The organism is Microbacterium sp. NPDC089698 (genome assembly GCF_044749045.1).
Lineage (GTDB): Bacteria > Actinomycetota > Actinomycetes > Actinomycetales > Microbacteriaceae > Microbacterium.
The window spans coordinates 1,286,782-1,308,856 of the sequence record NZ_JBIVHE010000001.1 but is presented as its reverse complement, the minus strand read 5'-3'; the positions used below and the strand labels follow the sequence as shown (position 1 = coordinate 1,308,856).

Below are 22,075 nucleotides of genomic sequence, written 5' to 3'. Positions count from 1 at the left end.
TGCAAAGGAGACAGCATGTCCGCAGAATCCTCCCCGGGCTTCACGCCCACCGGCACCATCGCCTCAGCCGCCGATCGGCGGCGGGTGGTCTTCGCCACCGTGATCGGCACCACGGTCGAGTGGTACGACTTCTTCATCTACGCGACCGCCGTGGGACTGGTGTTCGGCCAGCTCTTCTTCAAGGAGCTCGGCGCCAACAGCGCGCTGGTCGGGTTCGCGACGGTGGGCGTCAGCTTCCTGTTCCGCCCCCTCGGCGCCTTCCTGGCCGGCCACTTCGGTGACAAGTTCGGTCGCAAGGCCGTCCTGATGTGGACGCTGATCCTGATGGGCGCCGCGACGGCGCTGATCGGCGTGCTGCCCGATGCGAACGCGATCGGTGTCGCGGCCCCGATCCTGCTGGTGCTGCTGCGCATCCTCCAGGGGATCTCGGCCGGTGGAGAGTGGGGCGGGGCGGTGCTTATGGCCGTCGAGCACGCTCCCAAGGCCAAGCGCGGAATCTTCGGCGCGGCTCCGCAGATCGGCGTGCCGCTGGGTCTGCTGATCGCCTCCGGCGTGATGGCGATCATGGCGCTGGTCGCACCCGGTGACCAGTTCCTGTCCTGGGGCTGGCGGATCCCGTTCCTGCTCAGCGTGGTGCTGATCGTGGTCGGCTACTACGTGCGGCGCCGGGTCGAGGAGAGTCCGGTGTTCACCGAGCTCGCCGAGCGCAAGGAAGCCGCGAGCATGCCGATCGTCCAGCTCTTCCGCAAGCATCTGCTGCTGGTGATCATCGCCGCCCTGGTCTTCGCCGGGAACAACGCGGTCGGCTACATGACCACCGGCGGGTACATCCAGGGATACGCGACCAACCCCGAGGGCGCGCTCAAGCTCGACCGCGGTCCCGTGCTCTGGGCTGTGGCGGGTTCCGCCGTCACCTGGCTGCTGTCGACCCTGGTCGCAGGCTGGATCTCGGACCGGATCGGGCGTCGGTCCACCTACATCGTCGGCTGGATCCTGCAGCTCGTGGGTGTGTTCACGCTGTTCCCGCTGGTGAACACGGGGCAGGTCGGACTGCTGTTCGCGGCCCTTGCGATCCTCACGATCGGTCTCGGATTCACTTACGGCCCGCAGGCGGCGCTGTACACCGAGCTGTTCCCTGCCTCGATCCGCTTCTCCGGAGTCTCGATCTCGTACGCGATCGGGGCCATCGTCGGAGGTGCCTTCGCGCCGACCATCGCGACTGCGATCGTGCAGGCGACGGGATCCACCATGGCGGTCACGTGGTACCTCGCCGGGATGACCGTGATCGGCCTCATCGCGACGCTCCTGCTGCGCGACCGCAGCGGCATCCCGCTCGGGCCGGAGGCCGAGGCCGAGCAGACCGTCAGCCCGATCTACGGGATGTCCAGGGCCTGAGGCGCCGGCGGGCGCGGAGAGCCCTCCGCGCCCGCGTCGCTCAGGCCTCGCGTTCGGCGACCAGGGCGGCGATGCCGGCGAGCACTCGTCGCACGCCGAACCGGAACGCGTCATCCCTCTGCTCCGCGCGTCCTGCGTCCGCGAAGGCGGCGGAGGTGCGCGGGAAGCGGTCCGAATGCGCCTCGAGCACGGCGGCGAGGCCCGAGGCGAGCTCCTCCTCTGCCGCCCGGGCGCCCGCTTCCTGACGCACGAGCGAGAGGGCATGCCCGGAGAGCAGGGCCAGCAGATCGAGGCGCTCTCCGGCGGTCAGCGGCAGTCCATCGGTGGCCGCGAGTCCGGTCTCGTACCAGGCGAGCTCCTGCGGGCCGGGGGTGTGCGGTCGCTGGGCGAGCTCGACCGACCAAGGGCGCTCGAGGGCTCGCGCGAACAACGCGCCGGTCCAGGCGACGAGCGCATCGTCCCAGCGTTCGCCGCGCGGCGGCGGCGGGGCGCCGAGCGCGCTGTCGAGCATCACGGCGTCGAGGTCCGCGCGGCCGGGCAGGTAGCGGTACAGGGCCATCTTCGTCGTGCCGAGGCTCTCCGCGACCCGCTGCATCGTGACGACCTCGAGCCCCTCGGCGTCGGCGATCGCGATCGCCGCCTCCGCGATGCCCTCCAGGGAGTGCCGGGGCTTCGGGCCGCGTCGCCCCGTCGGGGTCGCGGTCCACAGCACGCCGGGGCCCGCGGGGACGGTGTCGTCGGCGGATGTCATCGTCGATCTCCTCGAAGTTATTGCGTCCATCGTACGCGGATAGTTATTGTGTCTGAAGGACGCAATTAATTCTCGAACGAGGGACGCATCATGACGACGAAGAAGATCCTCATCTCCGGCGCGAGCATCGCCGGGCCCGCCCTGGCTCGCTGGCTGGGCCGCAACGGGTTCGACGTGACCGTGGTCGAGAAGTCTCCCGGGGTGCGTCCCGGCGGGCAGGCGGTCGATTTCAAGGGCCGCACCCATCTCGATCTCCTCGCCCGCATGGGCATCCTCGAGGAGGTCCGCGCACGGCAGACCGCGAAGACCGACTGGCGGATGGTCGACGACGCCGATCGCGTGAACGCCGTCGTACCGGGCGAGTTCATCGGCGGCGACATCGAGATCCTGCGGGGTGATCTGGCCGCGATCCTGCACGCGCACTCGGCGAGCGATGCGGAGTACGTCTTCGGTGATGAGATCACCTCGGTCTCGGAGACGCCGTTCGGCGTCGACGTGGCGTTCGCGGGACGTGGTGCCGAACGTTTCGACCTGGTGATCGGCGCCGACGGCGTGCATTCGGCGGTGCGCCGGCTCGGATTCGGTCCGGAACGGGACTTCGTCGAGTCGCGTGGCTACTTCTACGCGGTCGCGAGCGGGCATGTTCCCCTCGACGGACTGCCGACGGTGCTGCCGAGCGGGCGGGCCGTCGCCTACGGGCACAACCGTCCGAACCGGCTCGTGCTGCTCGGCGGGCAGAAGGCCCCCGCGCTGTTCGTGTTCCGCAGCGACCGCGCCGACTACGACCGCCATGACACGGATTCGCAGCGGGCGTTCCTCGCCGCCGCCTTCGCGGATGGCGGGTGGCGGATCCCGGCCGCGGTCGAAGCGGCGCGCACGGCGCCCGACTTCTATCTGGACGCGCTCACGCGCACGCGCATGAGGGCGTTCACGCGGCGCCGCATGGCTCTCGTCGGCGACGCCGGCTATGCGAACACGCTGGGCGGATTCGGGACCGGGCTCGCGCTGCTCGGCGCCTCGGTGCTCGCGGGCGAGCTGGTCGCGGCGCGCGGCGACCACGAGGCCGCGTTCGCGGCCTACGACCGGCGCATGCGCAAGCCCACGAAGATCGCGCGCACGGGCAACGCCGGCCCGTTCCTCGCGCCGCCGTCCGCCGCGCGCATCCGGATGCGGGACTGGACCTTCTCGAACGGACTGATGCGCCGGGCGATGATGTGGATGACCGAGGCGTTCGCGACCGACGACAGCATCCCGGACTACGGGCTGGCGTGACGCGAGGCGTTCAGGCCCCGAGCGCGTCGCGGATCGTCGTGGCGGAGCGCTGCAGGCGCGCGGCGATCTCGGCGTCGGTGCGATCCGTGGCGACATGCACCACGGCGATCGCCGCCGGGCGCTGTCCGCGCAGCGCGAGCGGCACCGCGACGGACTGCACGGTGGGGATCACCTCGTCGTGGCTCGTGGCGTATCCCGCGGTGCGCACTCCGGCGGCGGCCGCATGCAGCGCCGCCCCGGCACTCGACGGCCAGTCCTGATCGGTGAGCTGGGCGAGGATCGCCTTGCCCGGCGCGCCCACCGTGACCGAATGCCGCGCGCCGGGGCGCTGGGCGACACTGGCGACCGCGTGGCGAGGCTCCACGCTGACGAGCGTGATGCACTCCTCGCCGTCGAGCACCGCGAGGAAGCAGGTCATGCCGAGCTCGTTCGCGACGGCGGTGAGCTCGGGGAGCGCCTCGGCCTGCAGATCGTTTGCGACGCCGGCCGCGAGGGCGGCCATGCGCGCGCCCAGTGCCACGAGTCCTGAGGCGTCGCGCGAGACGAGCCCGTGATCCTCGAGCGTGCGCAGCAGGCGGTACGCGATCGAGCGGTGCACGCCCAGCTCCGCGGCGATCTCGTCGATCGAGAGCGGTGCGCGTGCGTCGGCGAGGACCTCCAGGATCCGGATGCCTCGGCTCAGGGTCTGCGAAGCGGGGGCGTCGGCCACGAATACTCCTCGCGTCTTGATCGCCGGGGCGACCTCGGATAGCCTGTGTTCAATAGTAGAACGTCATGTTCGAATATAGAACACGACATCACGAGGCGCAAGACGCTCTCGTGAGGCGCAAGAACCGCGCACCAGCCCGAACCGAGCCCGACGGCGCCGTCAGGAAGGAATCGACGACGATGCAGTTCCACCACCACGGATACGTCTCCCATGACCCCCGCGTGCTCCCCGCCGCGGGCACCGGCGTCGACAGGCCCGCGGACCTTCCCGACGAGGTCGACGTGCTCATCGTCGGATCCGGCCCCGCGGGCATGCTCCTCGCCGCGCAGATGTCGCAGTACCCCGGCATCACGACGCGCATCATCGAGCGCCGCGACGGCCGCCTCGTGCTGGGGCAGGCCGATGGCATCCAGCCGCGCAGCGTCGAGACGTTCCAGGCGTTCGGCTTCGCCGAGCGGATCGTCGCCGAGGCCTACAACATCGGCTGGATGAACTTCTGGGGCCCGGATCCGGAGAACCCGCAGAACATCGTCCGCACCGCACGCACCGCCGATTACGCCTTCGACATCTGCGAGTTCCCGCACCTGATCGTCAACCAGGCGCGCGTGCTGGACTACTTCGCCGAGGCGGCGGCCGACGGCCCGGGCCGGATCGTGCCGGACTACGGCGTGGAGTTCCTGGGCCTCACCGTGCACGACGAGGGCGAGTACCCCGTCGAGGTGCGGGTGCGCCACGTCGCCGGCGAGCGCGAAGGCGAGGAGCGCACCGTCCGCGCCAAGTACGTCGCCGGCTGCGACGGCGCTCGCAGCGGCGTGCGCGAGGCCATCGGACGCAAGCACGTCGGCGGGATCTCCGCGCACGCCTGGGGCGTCATGGACGTGCTCGTGAACACCGACTTCCCGGACTGGCGCACCAAGTGCGCGATCAACGCCGAGGCCGGCAACATCCTGCACATCCCGCGCGAGGGCGGATACCTCAGCCGGATGTACATCGACCTCGGCGAGGTCGCGGCCGACGACAACCACGCCGTGCGCGCGACGCCGATCGAGGCGATCATCGCGAAGGCGAACGAGATCCTGCACCCCTACGCGATCGACGTGAAGCAGGTCGCCTGGCACAGCGTCTACGAGGTCGGGCACCGGATCACGGACGGCTTCGACGACGTGGATCCCGGATCCGCCGCCGCGCCGCGGGTCTTCCTCACCGGCGACGCGTGCCACACGCACAGCGCCAAGGCCGGACAGGGGATGAACGTGTCGATGCAGGACGGCTTCAACCTCGGCTGGAAGCTCGGTTCGGTGCTCACCGGTCGCGCCCCCGCCGCGCTGCTGTCGACCTACGGCGCCGAGCGGCATCCCGTCGCCCAGCAGCTCATCGACTTCGATCGCGAGTGGTCCTCGCTCATGGCGCGCAAGCCGGAGGAGATCTCGGATCCGCAGGAGCTGGCGAAGTACTACCTGGCCACGGCCGAGTTCCCCTCCGGGTTCATGACCCAGTACACCTCGTCGATGATCACCGGATCCGACGCGCATCAGGCGCTCGCCGCGGGCTTCCCGCTCGGCAAGCGCTTCAAGAGCGCCGAGGTCGTGCGCGTCTCGGACGGCAACGTCATCCACCTGGGCCACCACGCCAAGGCCGACGGCCGCTGGCGCGTGTACGCGTTCGGCGACGCCGCCGGTGTCGGGCTCGACGCCTGGGCCGAGGCCGCGACACCCGTGTTCGCGCGCTTCACCCCCGCGGACGGCGACGTGGACGCGGTGTTCGACGTGAAGGCGATCTCGCAGCAGTCCTACGAGGACCTCGATGTCACCACCGCGCCGGCGCTGTTCCAGCCGAAGACCGGCCCGCTCGGCCTCACCGACTGGGAGAAGCTGTACGCCGCGGCGCCCTCGCACTGGTCGACGACGGACATCTTCGCCGAGCGAGAGCTGTCCCGCGACGGCGTGGTGGTGGTGGTCCGCCCGGACCAGTACGTCGCCGCGATCCTGCCGCTCGACGGCGTGGACGAGCTCGCCTCGTTCCTGGAGGGCGCCTTCCTGGAGGCCTGAGTCCCGGCCCGGCTGTGCCCGCCGCGCTGGTGCCGGGGCTGGTGTCCCACCGTGTCCCACTTCCGGCCGGGTGATGTCCCACTTCCGGCTGTGAAACAGGCCGAATCAGAGCCGAAAGTGGGACACGGTACGGAACCGGGCCGGCGGGGGCGGACTCAGCCCGGGATCCTGGTCGCGCCACCGGTCACGACGATGCCGCCGGACTCCGGGATCGTGACCGTCAGCAGGCTCGGGCGGCCGACGTGCGCGCCCTGGTGGATCCGCGCGATGCGGCCCTCCGGGACGCGGTCGATCGCGCGCAGGTAGGCGCCGGTCGCGGCGGCGGCGGAGCCGGTCGCCGGATCCTCCGTGATGCGCGCGACGGGGAAGATGTTGCGCGCGAGGAACTCCCCGTCCGACAGCGCATGCAGCACGGTGATCGTGCCGGTCCAGCCCTGCGCGAGCATGAGTTCCGCCACGGGTTCCGGCGCGAACCGGAACTGGTGGAAGATCTCCGGATCCTGCAGCACCAGCACGGGGTGCCAGTTGCCCGCGAACGCCTCCCGCGGCGGGCGGGCCGGATCCAGGTCCTCGGTGCGCAGCGAGAGCAGGTCGAGGGTTCGGTCGAGGATCTCCCGATCCAGCGCGCGCACGGTCGGCTCGACGCTCGTGAACGAGACCTCGATCCCGCCCGGCGCTGACGCCGCGGTGATCGCGACCTCGCCGACGGGCGTGTCGAAGACCATTGCGCCGGGGCCTTCGCGCTCGGCGAGCACGACGGCGGTCGCGACGGTCGCGTGCCCGCAGAACGGCACCTCCGCGGCGGGCGACCAGTACCGGACCCGGTGCCGGCGGATGCCGTCGGCGGTCGCGGAGGAGAGCAGGAACGCGGTCTCCGGATACCCGACCTCGGCGGCGATCCGCAGCATCTCGGCGTCGGTCAGCGCGGCGGCGCCGAGGACGATACCCGCCGGGTTGCCGCCCTCGGGCGCATCGGCGAAGGCGGCGTAGCGGAGGACCTCGGGGCTGTCGCTCATGGGATCGAGCCTAGGGCGCGGGGCGATCCGGGTGGCCCGGATCGCCCGACGCGTCAGGAGTTCACCCGGATGATCTCCTCCTGGTACGGCGCGATCACCTCGCCCGAGATCCGCAGGTCGAGCACGAGGAACGGGCGGGTCGCCGGATCCTCGGCGGTCCAGGCGGCGAGGCGGTCGAGGTCGTCGAGCGTGCGCACGGCGACCCCCTCCGCGCCCACCGCGGCGGCGAAGGCGGAGAAGTCGACCTGGGGGATGAGCATGGGCTCGCGGGCCAGGCCCTTGAGACCGTACAGGTTCACCTCAGCGCCGTAGGCGGCGTCGTTCCAGATCACGGCCATGCCCCGGCCCCCTGCGGCGCGGACGGCCGACTCGAGGTCGGCGATCGCCATCAGGCCTCCGCCGTCGCCGGAGGTGAGCACCACGGTCGCCTCCGGGCGGGCGCGCGTGGCGCCGACGACGCTCGGCCAGCCCTGGCCGATCGCCTGGAACGCGGTGCCGATCATCATCATCCGGTCGGGCGACGCGACCGGCCAGTACATGTTCGCCCAGCCGATGAAGTGCCCGCCGTCCGAGACCACGACGCGGTCCTCGGGGAGCAACTCGGCGATGCGGCGCGCCGCGGAGCGCGGGTCGAGCCTGCCATCCGGCGCGGTCTCGTCGCCGGCCTCGTAGACGCGCGCTGCGGGGACGTCGACGCTCTCGCGCCAGCCGGATCCCTCCGCGTCCTGCAGCCGCGACACGAGCGCCTCCGCCGCGAGCCGCGCATCGGCGCGTACGAAGCCGCCGACGTGCGCGTGCGTGGCCGCGGGGGTCACGTCGATCTGGAAGACCTGTGTGCCCGGGGCGAACAGCGCCCCGAACCGCATCGTGAACTGGTTGAGCGAGGCGCCGAACACCACCGCGACATCGGCCTCGCGGATGAGCTCCATCGCGCCCTCGGCACCGAAGCCGCCGGTCACGCCGAGGTCGAAGCGCTGGTCGGGGAACACTCCGCGGCCGAGGGCGGAGGACGCGGTGAGGGCGCCCGTCGCATCCGCCAGCGCGCCCAGGGCCTCGCCGGCTCCGGCGAGCCAGGCGCCGCGGCCGGCGAGCAGGAAGGGGCGCTTCGCCGAGCGCAGGGCCGCCGCGAGGCGGTCGAGCATCCCCTCCGCGAACTCTCCCTTCGGAGCGAGCGGCGCGGGCACGCGCGGGGCGGGGGCCGCGGGCACCTCGCCCGCCTCGAGGGCGGCGACGTCGTAGGGGATCGCCAGGACGACCGGCACCCGGTAGGTGAGGGCGTGCTCGATCGCGATGACCGTGGTGGCCGCCGCGTCGGCGCGGCCCACGGTGTACGTGCGGGCGCCGACGCCCGAGGCGAGGGCGATCTGATCGACGTCCCAGGGGCGCGGGCCGCTCGTGGGCTCATCGCCGACGACCAGGACGAGGGGGATGCGCGCCTGCACCGATTCGGCGAGCGCCGTGAGGGTGTTGGTGAATCCGGCGCCGTAGGTGCTCGTGGCGGCAGCGATCCGCCCCGAGGCGCGGAAGTGCGCGTCGGCGGCGACGACGGCGCCCTGCTCGTGCCGGACGGCGGTGAAGGCGGCGCCGGTCTGCTTCTCGATCGCGTCGAGGAAATAGGCGTTGCCGTTGCCCATCACGCCGAAGACGGCGTCGATGTGCTGGGCGAGGGTGAGGGCGACGTGCGCGGAGACGGTGGGCATGCTGAACGGCCTTTCGAGACGACAACGGAAAGAGGATCCGTATGTGTCTCGCCGGAGCGCGTCGTCGCACTGCGGGCTTCGTGCCCCTTTTTCGAGCACCGGCGCCGCAGCGGTTCGCGCAAGCGTCGGACCCGTTCATTCTAGCGAGCGCCGGAGGAGCGCGCGGATCGCGCTTCCGGCGAGCGGTGCGGTCGCGCCGGGTCACTCCCGCAGCAGTGCGCGGAGGGCCTGGATCGTGTCCGCGTCGGCCGCGGTCTTGTCGGGACGGTAGTGCTTGACGCGGGCGAAGCGCAGCGCGATCCCGCCGGGGTAGCGCGGGGAGTGCTGCACCCCGTCGATCGCGATCTCGACCACGATCTCGGGGCGGAGGAACACGGCAGCGCCCGTGCGCCGCGTCTCGTACTCGGGGAAGGTCTCGGTCTGCCAGCGCAGGAGCTCGTCGGTGAGCCCCTTGAAGGTCTTCCCCACCATGACGAACCCGCCGGGCTCGCCGAACTCGCCCTCCGGATCCCTGGCTCCGAGGTGCAGGTTCGAGAGCCAGCCGCGGCGGCGGCCGGATCCCCATTCCGCGGCGAGCACGACGAGGTCGTACGTCAGCACGGGCTTGACCTTCACCCAGGACTTGCCGCGGCGGCCGGCGGCGTAGGCGGATCCGATCGCCTTGACCACCACCCCCTCGTGCCCCGCGCCGAGCGCCTCCCGGGACAGGCTCTCGGCGGCCTCGGGATCCGCGGTGACGACGCCGGGCATGCGCCAGGGGCCGGCCACGCGCTCGAGTTCGGCGAGGCGCTGCGAGAGCGGTTCGTCCAGGAGGTCGCGGCCGTCGACGTGCAGCAGATCGAAGAACCACGGTCGGAGCACGAGCTCGCGCGCGGCGTCGGCGCCGAACCGCGACATGGTCTGCTGGAACGGGCGAGGGCCGCCGTCCTCGTCGAGCGCGAGGGTCTCGCCGTCGAGGATGAGGTCGCGGGCAGGCAGCGCGCGCACGATCTCGACGATCTCGGGGAGCCGGTGCGTCACGTCGGCGAGGCTGCGGGTGAAGATCCGGACGTCGTCGCCGTGGCGATGCACCTGGATGCGGGCGCCGTCGAGCTTGTACTCGACCGAGGCCTCGCCGGTGATCTCGAGCGCTGCGCTCGGAGTCGCGGCGCTCGCCGCGAGCATCGGGAGCACGGGCCGGCCGACGGCGAGCCCCACGGCGTCCAGATCCTCCGCCGTGCCGGTGAGGGCGAGGACCGCGGTCGCGCCGAGGTCGCCGGAGAGCATCGCGGCCCGCCGGACCGCGGCGGGGGACCGTTCCGACGCGCGGGCGATCGCGTCGAGCAGCACGCCCGCGAGCGCGCCCGTGCGCAGCTCTCCGAGCATCGCCCGTGCGAGGAGGTCCCATTCCGCCGCCGTGGCGCGGACGGCCAGCGCGGTGAGGATCTCGGAGCGCGCGGCGGCGGATCCGGATCCGGCCACCGCGGCCAGCTCGTCGAGGGCGCGGTCGACGTCGGCGACGGTCAGGGACGCCGCCCCGGCGTGCGCCGCCTCGATCGCGGCGATGCCGCGCCACCCGACGCCGAGCCTGCCCTGTCGAGGCGAGGCCAGGAGCAGGCCGACGAGCGGCGCGAGCTCTTCCGGCTCCGCGCCCCGCAGCAGCCGCGCCAGCGCCTCGATCTTCGCCAGGCGCGACGAGGTCGCGGCGGCCTCTCCGGTCGCGGTGACGAGCTCGCTGAGCCTCATGACGGCATTGTCGCACCGGGCTCCGACATCGCGGGACCCGGGCGGCGCGGGCGCCGCCTCAGTACGCGCGGCGGACGAGCGCGAGCAGCGCGCGCCCATAGGCCTCGGACGGATCAGGGTGCTCGAAGCCCCAGCGCGCGCCCGCGATCTCGATCTCCACGCGGAAGGCGTCGTCGAGCCGCACGAGGCGGCGGAACGTGCCGCGCAGCAGGTCGCGGAGCTGATCCTCGCGGGGGAGCCAGACCGCATCGCCCAGCGTCACCGCATCGAGCGCCCACTCGGTGGTGCCGTTGAACGCGAGGATCGTGCCGGTCGGCGTCCGCCGGGCCTCGATCGTCATCGTGCTGACGGTGTAGATCTCGGCCTCGGCCTCCGGCTCCGCCTCATCCGGGAGGTCGAGCTGGAAGCGGTCGCCCTCGGCCGGGTGCCAGACGAGACCCGCGTCACGCAGGGCGAGCGCGAGCTCGCGGGTGATCATGCCGCTCTCCTGCTCATCCTTCGAGACTATGCCGGGACCGCATCGGTGGAGCGATGTCCGCGGGAGAGGGCAAGGTGGAGGGATGACGTCGCACGCAGCCCCCGCCGGGATCAGGGACGAGGCCCTTGAGGCACTGCACGCGCTCGTCGGCCGCCCCGACGCCGAGTTCCACGACGGCCAGTACGAGGCGATCGAGGCGCTGGTGGCCGATCGCCGCCGGGCGCTCGTCGTGCAGCGGACAGGCTGGGGCAAGTCCGCCGTGTACTTCGTCGCGACCCTGCTCCTGCGTCGGGCCGGGGCAGGGCCGACCGTGCTGGTGTCGCCGCTGCTGGCCCTCATGCGCGACCAGATCGCGGCGGCCGAGCGCGCGGGTGTACGGGCGGTCGCGATCAACTCGACCAACGCGCATGAATGGGCCGACGTGCTGGAGCAGCTCGACCGCGACGAGGTGGACGTGCTCCTGGTCTCGCCCGAACGGCTCAACAACCCGTCCTTCCGCGAGCAGCAGCTGCCCGCGCTGGTGCGCCGGATCGGAATGCTCGTGGTCGACGAGGCGCACTGCATCAGCGATTGGGGGCATGACTTCCGCCCGGACTACCGGCGGCTGCGCGAGCTCATCGCGCAGATGCCCGCCGACGTCCCGGTGCTCGCCACGACCGCGACCGCGAACAGCCGGGTCGTGGCCGACGTCGCGGAACAGCTCGGAACGAGCGGCGTGCACGCGGACGGCGAACCGTCCGGATCCGGATCCGAGCGGGCCGGGGCTGAGCGGGACGGGGGCGGATCCGGAGTGCTCACGATCCGGGGGCCGCTCGCCCGGTCCTCCCTGCGGCTCGGCGTGCTGCGCCTGCCCGACGCGCCCAGCCGGCTCGCCTGGCTGCTCAGCCATCTGGACGAGCTGCCCGGATCCGGCATCATCTACACGCTGACGGTGGCCGCGGCGGTCGACACGGCGCGCCTGCTGCGCGAACGCGGACATGAGGTCCGCGCCTACACGGGGCAGACGGATCCGGAGGAGCGCGCCGAGTCGGAGTCGATGCTCAAGCGCAACGAGGTGAAGGCACTGGTCGCGACGAGTGCGCTCGGGATGGGGTTCGACAAACCCGATCTCGGATTCGTGCTCCATCTGGGTGCTCCGTCCTCGCCGGTCGCCTACTACCAGCAGGTGGGCCGCGCGGGCCGCGCCAGCGAGAGCGCCGACGTGCTGCTGCTGCCGGGCGCGGAGGACCGCGACATCTGGCACTACTTCGCGACCGCGTCCATGCCGGATCGCGAGCGCGCCGAGCGCGTGATCGCGGCGCTCGGGGACGTCCCGGTGTCGACCCCCGCGCTCGAGGCGATGGTCGACATCCGGCGCACCCAGCTCGAGCTGCTGCTCAAGGTGCTCGACGTCGACGGCGCGGTGCGGCGGGTGCAGGGCGGATGGATCGCCACGGGCGAGCCCTGGGTCTACGACGCCGAGCGCTACGGCCGGATCGCCGCGGAGCGCCTCGCCGAGCAGCAGCACATGATCGAGTACGAGCAGACCGGCGGGTGCCGCATGGAGTTCCTGCAGCGCACGCTGGACGACGCGACCGCCGTGGCCTGCGGGCGGTGCGACAACTGCGCGGGCGTCTGGTTCCCGACGGAGATCGGATCCGCCGCGGCGACCGCCGCCACGACCTCCCTCGACCGGGTCGGCGTGCCGATCGAACCCCGGCGGGCCTGGCCGACCGGAGCGGACCGCCTCGGAGTGCCGGTCAGGGGCCGCATCGACGCGGCGGAGCAGTCAGGCGAGGGGCGCGCGCTCGCGCGGCTCACCGACCTGGGCTGGGGTGGCACGATGCGGGAGCTGTTCGCGGCCGCCGCCGCCGACGGGCCGGTTGCTCCCTCGGTGCTCGCCGCCTGTGTGCGCGTGCTGGCCGAGTGGGACTGGGCGGAGCGCCCGGCCGCGGTCGTCGCGATGCCGTCGCGATCGAGACCCCGGCTCGTCGCGTCGCTGGCTCAAGGTCTCGCGGGCATCGGCCGGCTGCCGTATCTCGGCGAACTCGGCCTCGCCGACGGCGGGCCGACCGGCGGTCCCGGTGGCAACAGCGTCTTCCGTCTCGCCGGAGTCTGGGACCGTCTCAGCACGGACGGCATCGAGGTCCCCGCGGGGCCGGTGCTCCTCGTGGACGACATGGCCGACAGCCGGTGGACGCTCACCGTCGCCGCACGCCTCCTCCGCCGCGCGGGTGCGACCGGCGTCCTGCCCTTCGTGCTCGCGGTGCGGGGGTGACTCGCGGGGCGCGGTCGTGTCCCGGTTCGGGGCGCGTTCGTGCGTTTTGGGGCGCGTCACACCGGGATTTCGTGAGGAGACGCGCCCCAAACGGGAGGAGTGCGCCCCAAACGTGAGTTTCGGGTCCTCGGGGCCGGACCGGCCGGAGGAATCGAGGCCGAGATCGAAGGGTCGTATCCGCCGGATCCGGATCCGAACCCGGATGATGGCCCGGATCCGGTTGCTGCTCCGGACGGTGCTCCCGCGCCTTCACCACCCGGTTTGGGGCGCGTTCGTGCGTTTTGGGGCGCGTCACCGCAAGATTCGGCGTCGAGATGCGCCCCAAACGGAGGGCACGCGCCCCAAACGGGGGGGGGGAGCGGGACCCGGGCCGGATTCAGCGCACCCGGCCGAAGGCGCGGGCCGGGTGCTCCAGGAGTTCCATGACGCGGCGCAGGAACGAGGCGGCGTAGCCGCCGTCGCACACGCGGTGGTCGAAGACGAGCGAGAGCTGCGCGATGCGCCGCGCCACGATCGCGCCGTCGACTACCCACGGGCGCTCGATCATCCGGCCGATGCCGAGGATCGCGACGTCGGGGTGGTTGATGATCGCGGCGGATCCGTCGACGCCCAGACCGCCGTAGTTGTTGAGCGTGAACGTCGATCCGCGCAGCCGTTCCGGAGGCATGGATCCGGAACGTGCGGTCGCCGCGAGCTCGCGCAGCGCGACGTCGAGCTCGTCGACGCTGAGCTCGTGCGCCCGCGGGATCACCGGGACCATGAGGCCGCGCTCGGTGTCTGCCGCGACGCCGAGGTTCACGCCGTCGAAGGAGAGGATCTCGCTCGCATCGTCGCTCAGCCGCGAGGCCAGCAGCGGATGCTCGGCGAGAGCGATGAGCACGAACCGCGCGACGAGCGCGGTGAGCGACGGCGCGCGGCCGCCCTCGGGGGCCATCGCGGCGCGCAGCGCCCACAGCTCCGTGACGTCGACGTCTACCCAGACCGTGGCCTCCGGGATCTCCGACCGGCTGCGGGTGAGCTTGGCGCTCACCGCCCTGCGCAACGGCGACATGCGCTCGCGAGAGGCGACGGCGAGGCCGTCGACGGTGCCTCCGGGCGCCTCCGGGGTCGCGGCGGGAATGCCGGACCGGGAGGAGAGCGTGTGCAGCGATATCCCGTCCACCGCCTGGTCCACGGCCGCGCGCAGCACATCGGCCCTGGTGACGGCGCCGTCGGATCCGGTCGGGCTGATCCGCAGCACGTCGACTCCGAGGTCCCGCGCGAGCCGGCGGACGAGGGGGGAGCGCACCGCGACCGGGCCGCCCTTCGTCTCGCTGCGCTCGCTCAGGAACCGGTCCGGGGACGCGGACGTCGGTGCGGGGGGCTCCTCGGGCGCGGTGTCTCGTCTCGGTCGCGGCGGCGCCGCGTCCTCGCTCGACGGCCCCAGGGAACGACCGGCCGTGCGGCGGGCGCGGCGGCGGCCCGATCCCGCGCGTTCGGTCGTGCCGTAGCCGATCAGCACGTTGCCGGATCCGGATCCGGCGCGCTCCTCGGCGCGATAGGCGTCCTTCTCGACATCGCCGCCGGCGTCCTTCGTCTCGCTGCGCTCGCTCAGGAACCGGTCCGAGCTCGGATCGGCGACCTCGAGCACCGGGGCGCCCACATCGATCGTCTCGCCGGGCTCGCCGTGCAGCGCGAGGACCACGCCGGCATAGGGCGACGGAAGCTCGACCACGCTCTTTGCGGTCTCGACCTCGGCGATGGGCTGGTCCGTGCGGATGGTGTCGCCGACCTGCACGAGCCACTGCACGAGTCCGGCCTCGGTGAGGCCCTCGCCGAGGTCGGGCAGGCGGAAGACCTTCGTCGTCGCGGTGGGGGCCCCTGAGGCCTCTCGAAGGGTCATGCTTCTTCTCCGTGCTCGTCCAGCCAGTGCAGCGTGTCGATCGCGTCGAGCACGCGGTCGGCGTCGGGCAGGTACCAGTGCTCGAACTTCGGCGGCGCGAACGGGGTGTCGAACCCGGTGACCTTCCGCACGGGCGCCTCGAGGAACTCGAAGCAGCGCTCGAACACCCTGGACTGGATCTCGCTCGCCACGCTCGCATAGCCGGGCGCCTCCGCGACGACCACGGCGCGGCCGGTCGCGCGGACGGCGGCGGTGATCGTGGCATCGTCGATCGGGGTGAGCGTGCGCACGTCGATGACCTGGATGCTGCGTCCTTCGGCAGCCGCGATCTCGGCGGCCTCGACGCAGGTCGCGACCGAGGAGCCGTAGGAGATCAGCGTGACGTCGCTGCCGTCTCGGGCGATGCGGGCGGATCCGATCTCTCCGACGACGGAGGTGTCGACCTCGCCCTTCGTCCAGTACAGCTTCTTCGGCTCGAGGAAGATCACCGGATCCGGGGACGCGATCGCCGCGCGGAGCAGCGAGTAGGCGTCCTGCGGCGTCGACGGGCAGACCACCGTCAGGCCTGGCGTGTGCGCGTAATAGGCCTCGGAGGAGTCGCAGTGGTGCTCGACGCCGCCGATGCCGCCGCCCGTGGGGATGCGGATCACCATCGGCATCGGCAGAGCGCCGCGAGTGCGGTTGCCGAGCTTGGCGACGTGGCTGACGACCTGCTCGAACGCAGGCAGCGCGAAGGCGTCGAACTGCATCTCGATCACGGGGCGCATGCCGTTCATGGCCATGCCGACCGCGGTGCCGACGATGCCGGATTCGGCGAGCGGGGTGTCGAAGCAGCGGTCCTCGCCGTAGCGCTCGGTGAGTCCGTCGGTGATGCGGAACACCCCGCCGAGGGCACCCACGTCCTCGCCGAAGACGATGACCTCGGGGTCGGCCTCGATCGCGTCGGCGAGGGCGCGGTTGAGCGCCGCCGCCATCGTCATGGTCTGCACGGTCGATGCGGGCCGGCCGTCGGGGTGTGCGGCGTCCACGCGGACGTCCTCGTGCGCGATGGTCATCGGGTGCCTCCTTCGGCGGCGGATGCGGAGCGCTCCAGCTCGTCGCGGAGCTGGTGCCACTGCTCCTGCAGTTGCGGCGACCTGGTGCTGCGCACGAACCGGAACAGGTCTTCGGGATCGAGGTCGGTGTCGGCGTTCAGGGCGTCGCGGAGTGCGGCGGCGATCGTCTCGGCGCCCTGCGCGAGCTCCTGCTCGCGGGCCTCGTCGAGCAGCCCGCGCGCCGTGAGATGCGTGCGGAGGCGGGTCAGCGGATCCTTCGCCGCCCAGGCCTGCACCTCGGCGCGCTCGCGGTAGCGGGTGTCGTCGTCGGCGTTCGTGTGCGCCTGCATCCGGTAGGTGTGGGCCTCGACGAGGGTCGGGCCTCCTCCGGCGCGTGCCCGGTCCACGGCCTCGCCGAGCACGGCGAGGAGGGCGGCGACGTCGTTCCCGTCCACGCGCCGGCCGGGCATGCCGTAGCCGATCGCCTTGTGCGCGAGGGAGGGGGCGGCGGTCTGCCGCGAGAGCGGCACCGAGATCGCGAACTCGTTGTTCTGCACGAAGAAGACGACCGGCAGATGGAACACGGCGGCGAAGTTCAGCGCCTCGTGGAAGTCGCCCTCGCTCGTGGATCCGTCGCCGCACATCGCGAGCACCACCGTGTCCTCGCCGCGGTGCTTCGCGGCCTGCGCGAAACCGGCCGCATGCAGCAGCTGCGTCGCGAGCGGCGTGGTCTGCGGGGCCACGTGGTGCTCGTGAGGGTCGTAGCCGGAGTGCCAGTCGCCCTTCAGCAGCACCATGGCGTCGGCGGGGGAGACGCCCCGGGCGATCACGGAGACCGAGTCGCGGTAGGTCGGGAACAGCCAGTCCTGCGCGCCGAGCACGAGCGAGGCCGCGATCTGGCAGGCCTCCTGACCGTGCGAGGAGGGGTAGACCGCGAGGCGTCCCTGCCGGACCAGGGCGTTCGCCTGGTCGTTGATCCGGCGCCCTTCGACGAGGCCGCGGTAGGCGCGTCCGAGGAGCTCGTCGGCGGGCATCGGATAGCCGTCGTCGAGGTGCGCGGATCCGGTCTCGTCGATGAGCCGTACCGGCTCGTCGCGGGGGAGCAGGTCGCGGGGGTCCGCGGCGTGCGTGTGGCTCGTGGCAGGCATCGTGTGCTGCATCGGGTCCGCCTTCCTTGCCGAACGTGATGCCTCCAGTGTGCGGCGGGATACGCACTCGTCCAACAGAGTCCAGCGAGATGTGGACGATTGCAGCACGAGAACGCCAGAATGATGCAGAGTGTCACTGAATCACGAACGGGAAGGCGCACGCATGGCGGAGCTGGACGACATCGACCTGGCGATCCTCGACGAGCTGCGCCGCGACGCGCGCTCGTCCATGACGGCGATCGCCGAGGCCGTGCACATCTCGCGCGCGGGGGCGCACGCCCGCATCAAGAGGCTGACCGACGCCGGGGTCATCACCGGATACACGGTGCGCACGGATCCGGTGCTGCTCGGCCACCACGCCTCCGCCTACGTCATGCTCGCGCTCGAGCAGCCCGCCTGGCAGGAGGTGCAGGAGCAGCTGCAGCGCATCCCCGAGGTCGAGCACATGGCGCTCGTGGGCGGCGACTTCGACGTGATCCTGCTCGTCCGAGCCAGCGATGCGCGCGACCTCCGCCGGATCGTGCTCGAGGACATCCAGGCCATCTCCGCGGTCCGCTCGACCCGCACCACCCTGATCTTCGAGGATTTCGGCCGGAACTGACGCGCGGACGCGCGCTCTCTCCTCGCGACATGCCGCCGCGGATGTCAGACCGCGAGCACCGCCGGGCGGCGCTGCCACTCCGTCACCACGGGCCGGTAGCCCATGCGCGACCAGAACGGACCGGACCTCGGGTTCGCGACCGCGTAGCTGAGCACGGTGTAGGGGCTGCCGGCCGCATCCAGCAGGCGGTGCGCCATGTCGCAGAACGCCGCGCCGGTCCCCGCGCCGCGCTCGGACTCGTCGAGGTACATGACCACGAGGTACTGCCCGCCGGACGCCGCGAGGGCGAGCGTGTCCGGTTCGGGGGAGTCCGCATCCGGCATGACGTGGATGCAGCCGGTGATCCCCGTAGGCCGCTCGAGCACCCAGGTGGTGTCGGGGGCGGTCCGCAGCCGTGCGCGGTAGGCCTCGGCGAACATGGCGGCGGCGCCGGGACGCTCGGTGACGCCGGCGAAGTGCGCGTCGAGCGCGAGCAAGCGGGCGTCGAGCGCGCCGAGGGCCGGGGCGTCGTCGAGCGTCGCCGTCCGCACCACCGCGCCGTCGAGCTCGGCGGGAAGCGCGGGGGCCGGCGCGAGCGCGCCCCGCGGCAGCGGTCGCACCGCGCGGATGCCGGTGGGGGCGAAGCCGCGTGCGGACAGCGCGTTCACAAGGGCGATGTCGCGCGAGGGCACGTTCACCCTCGCCGAGCTTTCGGCGTCGCCGGGGCGCTCATCGGCCGCGATCGCGCGCAGCCAGTCGTCGAGGATCCGGCCGAAGGCCGGACCGGGATCCTCGCCCGCGACGCGCACGTCGAGCTCGTGCCGGCGCAGCGCGCCCCACACCGCATCCGGATCCGACTCCGCGCGCGCCGAGAACCGCGCGACGGCGGCGGCCGCACCGCTCGCGTCCCTCTCCTCGCGATAGCCGCGGTCGGCGGCGTCGAGCGGCGGCGCTTCGGCGAGCAGCGGATCGAAGCCGCGCTGCCGGGCGTTGTGTCCGGTGGTGATGTCCATGCGCGGATCCTCTCGGCGTCGACTCGCCCCCAGCCTAGGAACGCCGATCCGCCCCCGGTTGCTCGTCCGCGCGACGTGGTTGGACGGCGCGGCACACCTGCCGGGGCCTCTGCGGCGGGAGTCCAGGGGATCCTCGGGATCCGGTGGGGATCCGCGTACCGGGGAAGATCCGCGTACCGGGGAAGGGGATCCGCACGGCAGAATGGATCCATGACGGATGCGGTGATCGAGCGGGAAGTGCTCACCTGGGATGGTTTCGGCGAGGCGATGCGGGATCTGGCCCGCGACATCCTCGAATCGGGCTTCGAGACCGAGGTGGTCGTCGCGATCGCCCGCGGCGGGCTGCTGCCGGCCGGCGCCATCGCGTACGGCCTCGGCGCGAAGAACTGCGGCGCGATCAACGTCGAGTTCTACACGGGCATCGGCACGGTGCTGGACGCCCCCGAGGTGATCCCGCCCGCGCTCGACATGGACTACCTGAACGGCCGCCGCGTGCTGCTCGTCGACGACGTGGCCGACTCGGGTCGCACCCTCGCGCTCGCTGTGGAGCTGCTGCGCGAGAAGGGCGCCGACGTGCGCTCGGTGACGATCTACACCAAGCCGACCACGATCATCCAGCCCGACTACGCCTGGAAGGACACCGATCGGTGGATCGACTTCCCGTGGTCGGCCAAGGGCACGGTCCGCGAGGAGGACCTGGGTCTTCCCCCCACCGCCTGACCCCCTCTCCTCTTCTCCATCTTCCGAGTCGTCCCCGGGAGCGCACGCCATAGCGTGCGCTCCCGGGGACGACTCCGTTGTGGGAAGGGGTGCCCGCGGGGCCATTGACCGCGAGACTGCAACTCCGCGACGAGAATGCGCTTCGCACCCGCTGTCTCGTCGCCCAGATGGAGTCTCGCGGATGGGTGCTGTGAGGGCGACCGTGCCGCGAGGGCGACCGTGCGCGAGGGGTCAGTCGTCGGGGGGAGCGATGCGCGGGGGCCAGGTCGAGGCGCCGAGCTCGCGGGAGATGTTGCGCGCGGTGTCGCGCAGGGCGTGCAGCACGGCGTCGGCGGCGGGGCCGTCCGCCGTGGGGTAGACCACGGCGACCGCCGCGACGATGTCGCCCCTGGCGTCGGCGACGGGGGAGGCGAGCGACGACTCCCCGAGCACCGCCTCGTCGACCTCGGTCGCGTAGCCGTGCTCGGCGATCGCGGGCAGCGCGGCCGCGAGCGCCGCGGGATCCGTGACGGTGTCGCCCGTGAGGCTCGTCAGCGGATCCGCGAACACCGCGCGCTGGAAGCCCAGATCGTGCGCGAGCAGCACCTTGCCCATGGCCGAGGCGTGCGCCGGCAGCGCCGCCCCGGTCTCCAGCATCTGCGGGCTGTCGTCCGGCCGCAGCGTGTGGTGGATCACCAGCACCTCCGTGAAGTGCGGGGCACCGAGCCGCACGGCCATGCCGGTGCGCCGCGCGAGCTCCTGCGTCCAGCGCATCGAGCGCGCACGCACATCGAGGGAGTCGAGGTAGACGCTGCTGAGCTTCAGCAGCGTGGGGCCGAGCATGTACCGCTGCCCCCCGCGCTCCTTGGCGACGAGGCCGTGCTCGCGCAGGGAGGACACGATCCCGTGCACGGTCGACGGCGGCAGCTGCAGTGCGGTCGCCAGATCGGTGATGCCGAGATGGCGGGATCCCTGCAGCAGTTCGAGCACCTTGGCGGCGCGATCGATCGCCTGGATCATCGGTGCTGCTCCCTCCTCGACGGCGGCGGCGACGGCGGTGCGGATCCGGCTGCCGGATCTCTTGACAATCCGACGGCCTCAACGCATATTCGACATTAACGAAAAGTATTCCGATTCTGGAGTGCTGTCGCCCCCGGCGCAAGAGGCTCCGTCCTCCGTGTCGCGGCACGCCCCGGAAGGCGGATCCTCGGGATCCAGGGCCGCGGAATGCTCCTCGGAAGACAACGGTGCTGGTGGAACTGCAACAAGGAGGTCGCAGGATGAAGAAGCTCATCAACGCCCCGGAGGACGTGCTCGCAGAATCGCTGCGCGGGCTCGCGCTCGCGCATCCGGAGCTCGACGTCGACATGGCGAACCGTGTGATCCTGCGCCGGGATCGCAAGGCCGAGGGCAAGGTGGCGCTGCTGAGCGGCGGCGGGTCCGGTCACGAGCCGCTGCACGGCGGGTTCGTCGGGGCGGGGATGCTCGACGCCGCGTGCGCCGGAGAGGTCTTCACCTCGCCGACACCGGACCAGATGCAGGCCGCGACGACCGCGATCGACCGCGGTGCGGGCGTGCTGCACATCGTCAAGAACTACACCGGCGACGTCATGAACTTCGAGATGGGCGCCGAACTCGCCGCCATGGACGGCATCGAGGTGCGCTCGGTGGTGGTGGACGACGACGTCGCCGTGCAGGACTCGCTCTACACGGCCGGCCGCCGCGGCGTCGGCCTCACCGTGCTGCTCGAGAAGATCGTGGGCGCCGCCGCGGAGGAGGGCAGGGACCTCGCCGCCGTCGCCGACCTCGCCGCGCGCGTGAACGGCCAGGGACGGTCCATGGGCATGGCCCTGACCAGCTGCACCGTGCCGGCCGCGGGCAAGCCCACCTTCGACCTGCCCGACGACCAGATGGAGATCGGCATCGGCATCCACGGGGAGCCCGGCCGGCACCGCGTGCCGCTCGCACCCGCGAGCGACATCGCGGCGCAGCTCGTCGAGCCGATCCTCGCGGACCTCGACTTCACCGGATCCCCGGCGATCGTGATGCTCAACGGGATGGGGGCGTCGCCGCTCATCGAGCTGTACCTCATGTACGGCGAGGTCGCGGCGCTGCTGGAGAAGGCGGGCGTGACGATCGCCCGCAACCTCGTCGGCAACTACATCACCTCGCTGGACATGGCGGGCTGCTCGGTCACGGTGCTCAAGGCCGACGACGAGCTCATCCGGCTGTGGGACGCGCCCGTCGTCACGCCCGGCCTGCGCTGGGGCGCCTGACCCTCGCCGACACCGCCCCCATCGCGGAAGCCGCCGGATTCCGGATCCGAGCACGGCACCTTTCGCGACGCGGGCCTCAGGAACCGTCCGAA

At 72.1% G+C, this 22,075-nt stretch carries 18 protein-coding genes; 7 read left to right on the top strand and 11 right to left on the bottom strand.

Going from position 1 to position 22,075, the window contains the following annotated elements:
* The first annotated feature begins 15 nt into the window (after positions 1–15).
* Complete coding sequence (locus tag ACIPY5_RS06105; protein ID WP_400967921.1) at positions 16–1,395, top strand: MFS transporter; 1,380 nt, start codon at positions 16–18, stop codon at positions 1,393–1,395.
* A gap of 40 nt (positions 1,396–1,435) precedes the next feature.
* Here ACIPY5_RS06105 and ACIPY5_RS06100 read toward each other — a convergent pair whose 3' ends face one another.
* A complete protein-coding gene (locus ACIPY5_RS06100) occupies positions 1,436–2,146 on the bottom strand; it encodes a TetR/AcrR family transcriptional regulator C-terminal domain-containing protein (protein WP_400967918.1) in 711 nt (236 codons plus the stop codon).
* Positions 2,147–2,236: 90 nt separating this feature from the next.
* Between ACIPY5_RS06100 and ACIPY5_RS06095 the strand changes: the two genes are divergently transcribed.
* Positions 2,237–3,418 carry an FAD-dependent monooxygenase gene (locus ACIPY5_RS06095; protein ID WP_400967915.1) on the top strand — a complete coding sequence of 394 codons (1,182 nt, stop codon included), beginning with the start codon at positions 2,237–2,239 and terminating at the stop codon, positions 3,416–3,418.
* Between the two features lie 10 nt (positions 3,419–3,428).
* Here the strand turns inward: ACIPY5_RS06095 and ACIPY5_RS06090 are convergent, their stop codons facing one another.
* On the bottom strand, positions 3,429–4,127 hold the full coding sequence (locus tag ACIPY5_RS06090) for an IclR family transcriptional regulator (protein WP_400967912.1): 699 nt from the start codon (positions 4,125–4,127) through the stop codon (positions 3,429–3,431).
* Positions 4,128–4,306: 179 nt separating this feature from the next.
* On the opposite strand from ACIPY5_RS06090, the gene ACIPY5_RS06085 reads away from it, so the two are divergent.
* A complete protein-coding gene (locus tag ACIPY5_RS06085; RefSeq protein WP_400967909.1) occupies positions 4,307–6,175 on the top strand; it encodes an FAD-dependent monooxygenase in 1,869 nt (622 codons plus the stop codon).
* A 155-nt stretch (positions 6,176–6,330) separates the two neighbouring features.
* On the opposite strand, the gene ACIPY5_RS06080 is transcribed toward ACIPY5_RS06085, so the two are convergent.
* From ACIPY5_RS06080 to ACIPY5_RS06065, 4 genes are all read right to left on the bottom strand, one after another.
* Entirely contained in the window at positions 6,331–7,191 is an 861-nt protein-coding gene (locus tag ACIPY5_RS06080; RefSeq protein WP_400967906.1) for a PhzF family phenazine biosynthesis protein, read from the bottom strand.
* Between the two features lie 53 nt (positions 7,192–7,244).
* On the bottom strand, positions 7,245–8,891 hold the full coding sequence (locus tag ACIPY5_RS06075) for a thiamine pyrophosphate-binding protein (protein WP_400967904.1): 1,647 nt from the start codon (positions 8,889–8,891) through the stop codon (positions 7,245–7,247).
* A gap of 201 nt (positions 8,892–9,092) precedes the next feature.
* Positions 9,093–10,616, bottom strand: a complete 1,524-nt coding sequence (locus ACIPY5_RS06070) for an ATP-dependent DNA ligase (RefSeq protein ID WP_400967901.1) — start codon at positions 10,614–10,616, stop codon at positions 9,093–9,095.
* Positions 10,617–10,674: 58 nt separating this feature from the next.
* Positions 10,675–11,094 carry a pilus assembly protein CpaE gene (locus ACIPY5_RS06065; protein ID WP_400967898.1) on the bottom strand — a complete coding sequence of 140 codons (420 nt, stop codon included), beginning with the start codon at positions 11,092–11,094 and terminating at the stop codon, positions 10,675–10,677.
* Positions 11,095–11,176: 82 nt separating this feature from the next.
* Here ACIPY5_RS06065 and ACIPY5_RS06060 point away from each other — a divergent pair, with 82 nt between their 5' ends.
* Positions 11,177–13,351, top strand: a complete 2,175-nt coding sequence (locus tag ACIPY5_RS06060) for a DEAD/DEAH box helicase (protein ID WP_400967895.1) — start codon at positions 11,177–11,179, stop codon at positions 13,349–13,351.
* A 376-nt stretch (positions 13,352–13,727) separates the two neighbouring features.
* Here ACIPY5_RS06060 and ACIPY5_RS06055 read toward each other — a convergent pair whose 3' ends face one another.
* Genes ACIPY5_RS06055 through pdhA form a run of 3 tightly spaced genes read right to left on the bottom strand, consistent with a single transcriptional unit; the run spans position 13,728 to position 17,427 of the window.
* Positions 13,728–15,233 carry a dihydrolipoamide acetyltransferase family protein gene (locus ACIPY5_RS06055; RefSeq protein WP_400967892.1) on the bottom strand — a complete coding sequence of 502 codons (1,506 nt, stop codon included), beginning with the start codon at positions 15,231–15,233 and terminating at the stop codon, positions 13,728–13,730.
* Complete coding sequence (locus ACIPY5_RS06050) at positions 15,230–16,288, bottom strand: alpha-ketoacid dehydrogenase subunit beta (RefSeq protein WP_400967889.1); 1,059 nt, start codon at positions 16,286–16,288, stop codon at positions 15,230–15,232. Before ACIPY5_RS06050 ends, ACIPY5_RS06055 begins: the two co-directional genes overlap by 4 nt.
* Positions 16,285–17,427 carry a pyruvate dehydrogenase (acetyl-transferring) E1 component subunit alpha gene (gene pdhA / locus ACIPY5_RS06045; protein WP_400967886.1) on the bottom strand — a complete coding sequence of 381 codons (1,143 nt, stop codon included), beginning with the start codon at positions 17,425–17,427 and terminating at the stop codon, positions 16,285–16,287. Before pdhA ends, ACIPY5_RS06050 begins: the two co-directional genes overlap by 4 nt.
* Before the next feature lie 151 nt (positions 17,428–17,578).
* Between pdhA and ACIPY5_RS06040 the strand changes: the two genes are divergently transcribed.
* Positions 17,579–18,016: an Lrp/AsnC family transcriptional regulator gene (locus ACIPY5_RS06040; RefSeq protein ID WP_309342274.1), complete on the top strand. Its 438-nt coding sequence runs from the start codon at positions 17,579–17,581 to the stop codon at positions 18,014–18,016.
* A gap of 44 nt (positions 18,017–18,060) precedes the next feature.
* On the opposite strand, the gene ACIPY5_RS06035 is transcribed toward ACIPY5_RS06040, so the two are convergent.
* Complete coding sequence (locus tag ACIPY5_RS06035) at positions 18,061–19,008, bottom strand: hypothetical protein (protein ID WP_400967881.1); 948 nt, start codon at positions 19,006–19,008, stop codon at positions 18,061–18,063.
* Positions 19,009–19,218: 210 nt separating this feature from the next.
* On the opposite strand from ACIPY5_RS06035, the gene ACIPY5_RS06030 reads away from it, so the two are divergent.
* Complete coding sequence (locus ACIPY5_RS06030; RefSeq protein WP_105687665.1) at positions 19,219–19,728, top strand: phosphoribosyltransferase; 510 nt, start codon at positions 19,219–19,221, stop codon at positions 19,726–19,728.
* 231 nt (positions 19,729–19,959) lie between these two features.
* On the opposite strand, the gene ACIPY5_RS06025 is transcribed toward ACIPY5_RS06030, so the two are convergent.
* Entirely contained in the window at positions 19,960–20,727 is a 768-nt protein-coding gene (locus ACIPY5_RS06025) for an IclR family transcriptional regulator (protein ID WP_400967878.1), read from the bottom strand.
* 260 nt (positions 20,728–20,987) lie between these two features.
* On the opposite strand from ACIPY5_RS06025, the gene dhaK reads away from it, so the two are divergent.
* Positions 20,988–21,983 carry a dihydroxyacetone kinase subunit DhaK gene (dhaK, locus tag ACIPY5_RS06020; protein ID WP_400967874.1) on the top strand — a complete coding sequence of 332 codons (996 nt, stop codon included), beginning with the start codon at positions 20,988–20,990 and terminating at the stop codon, positions 21,981–21,983.
* Positions 21,984–22,075: the final 92 nt, after the last annotated feature.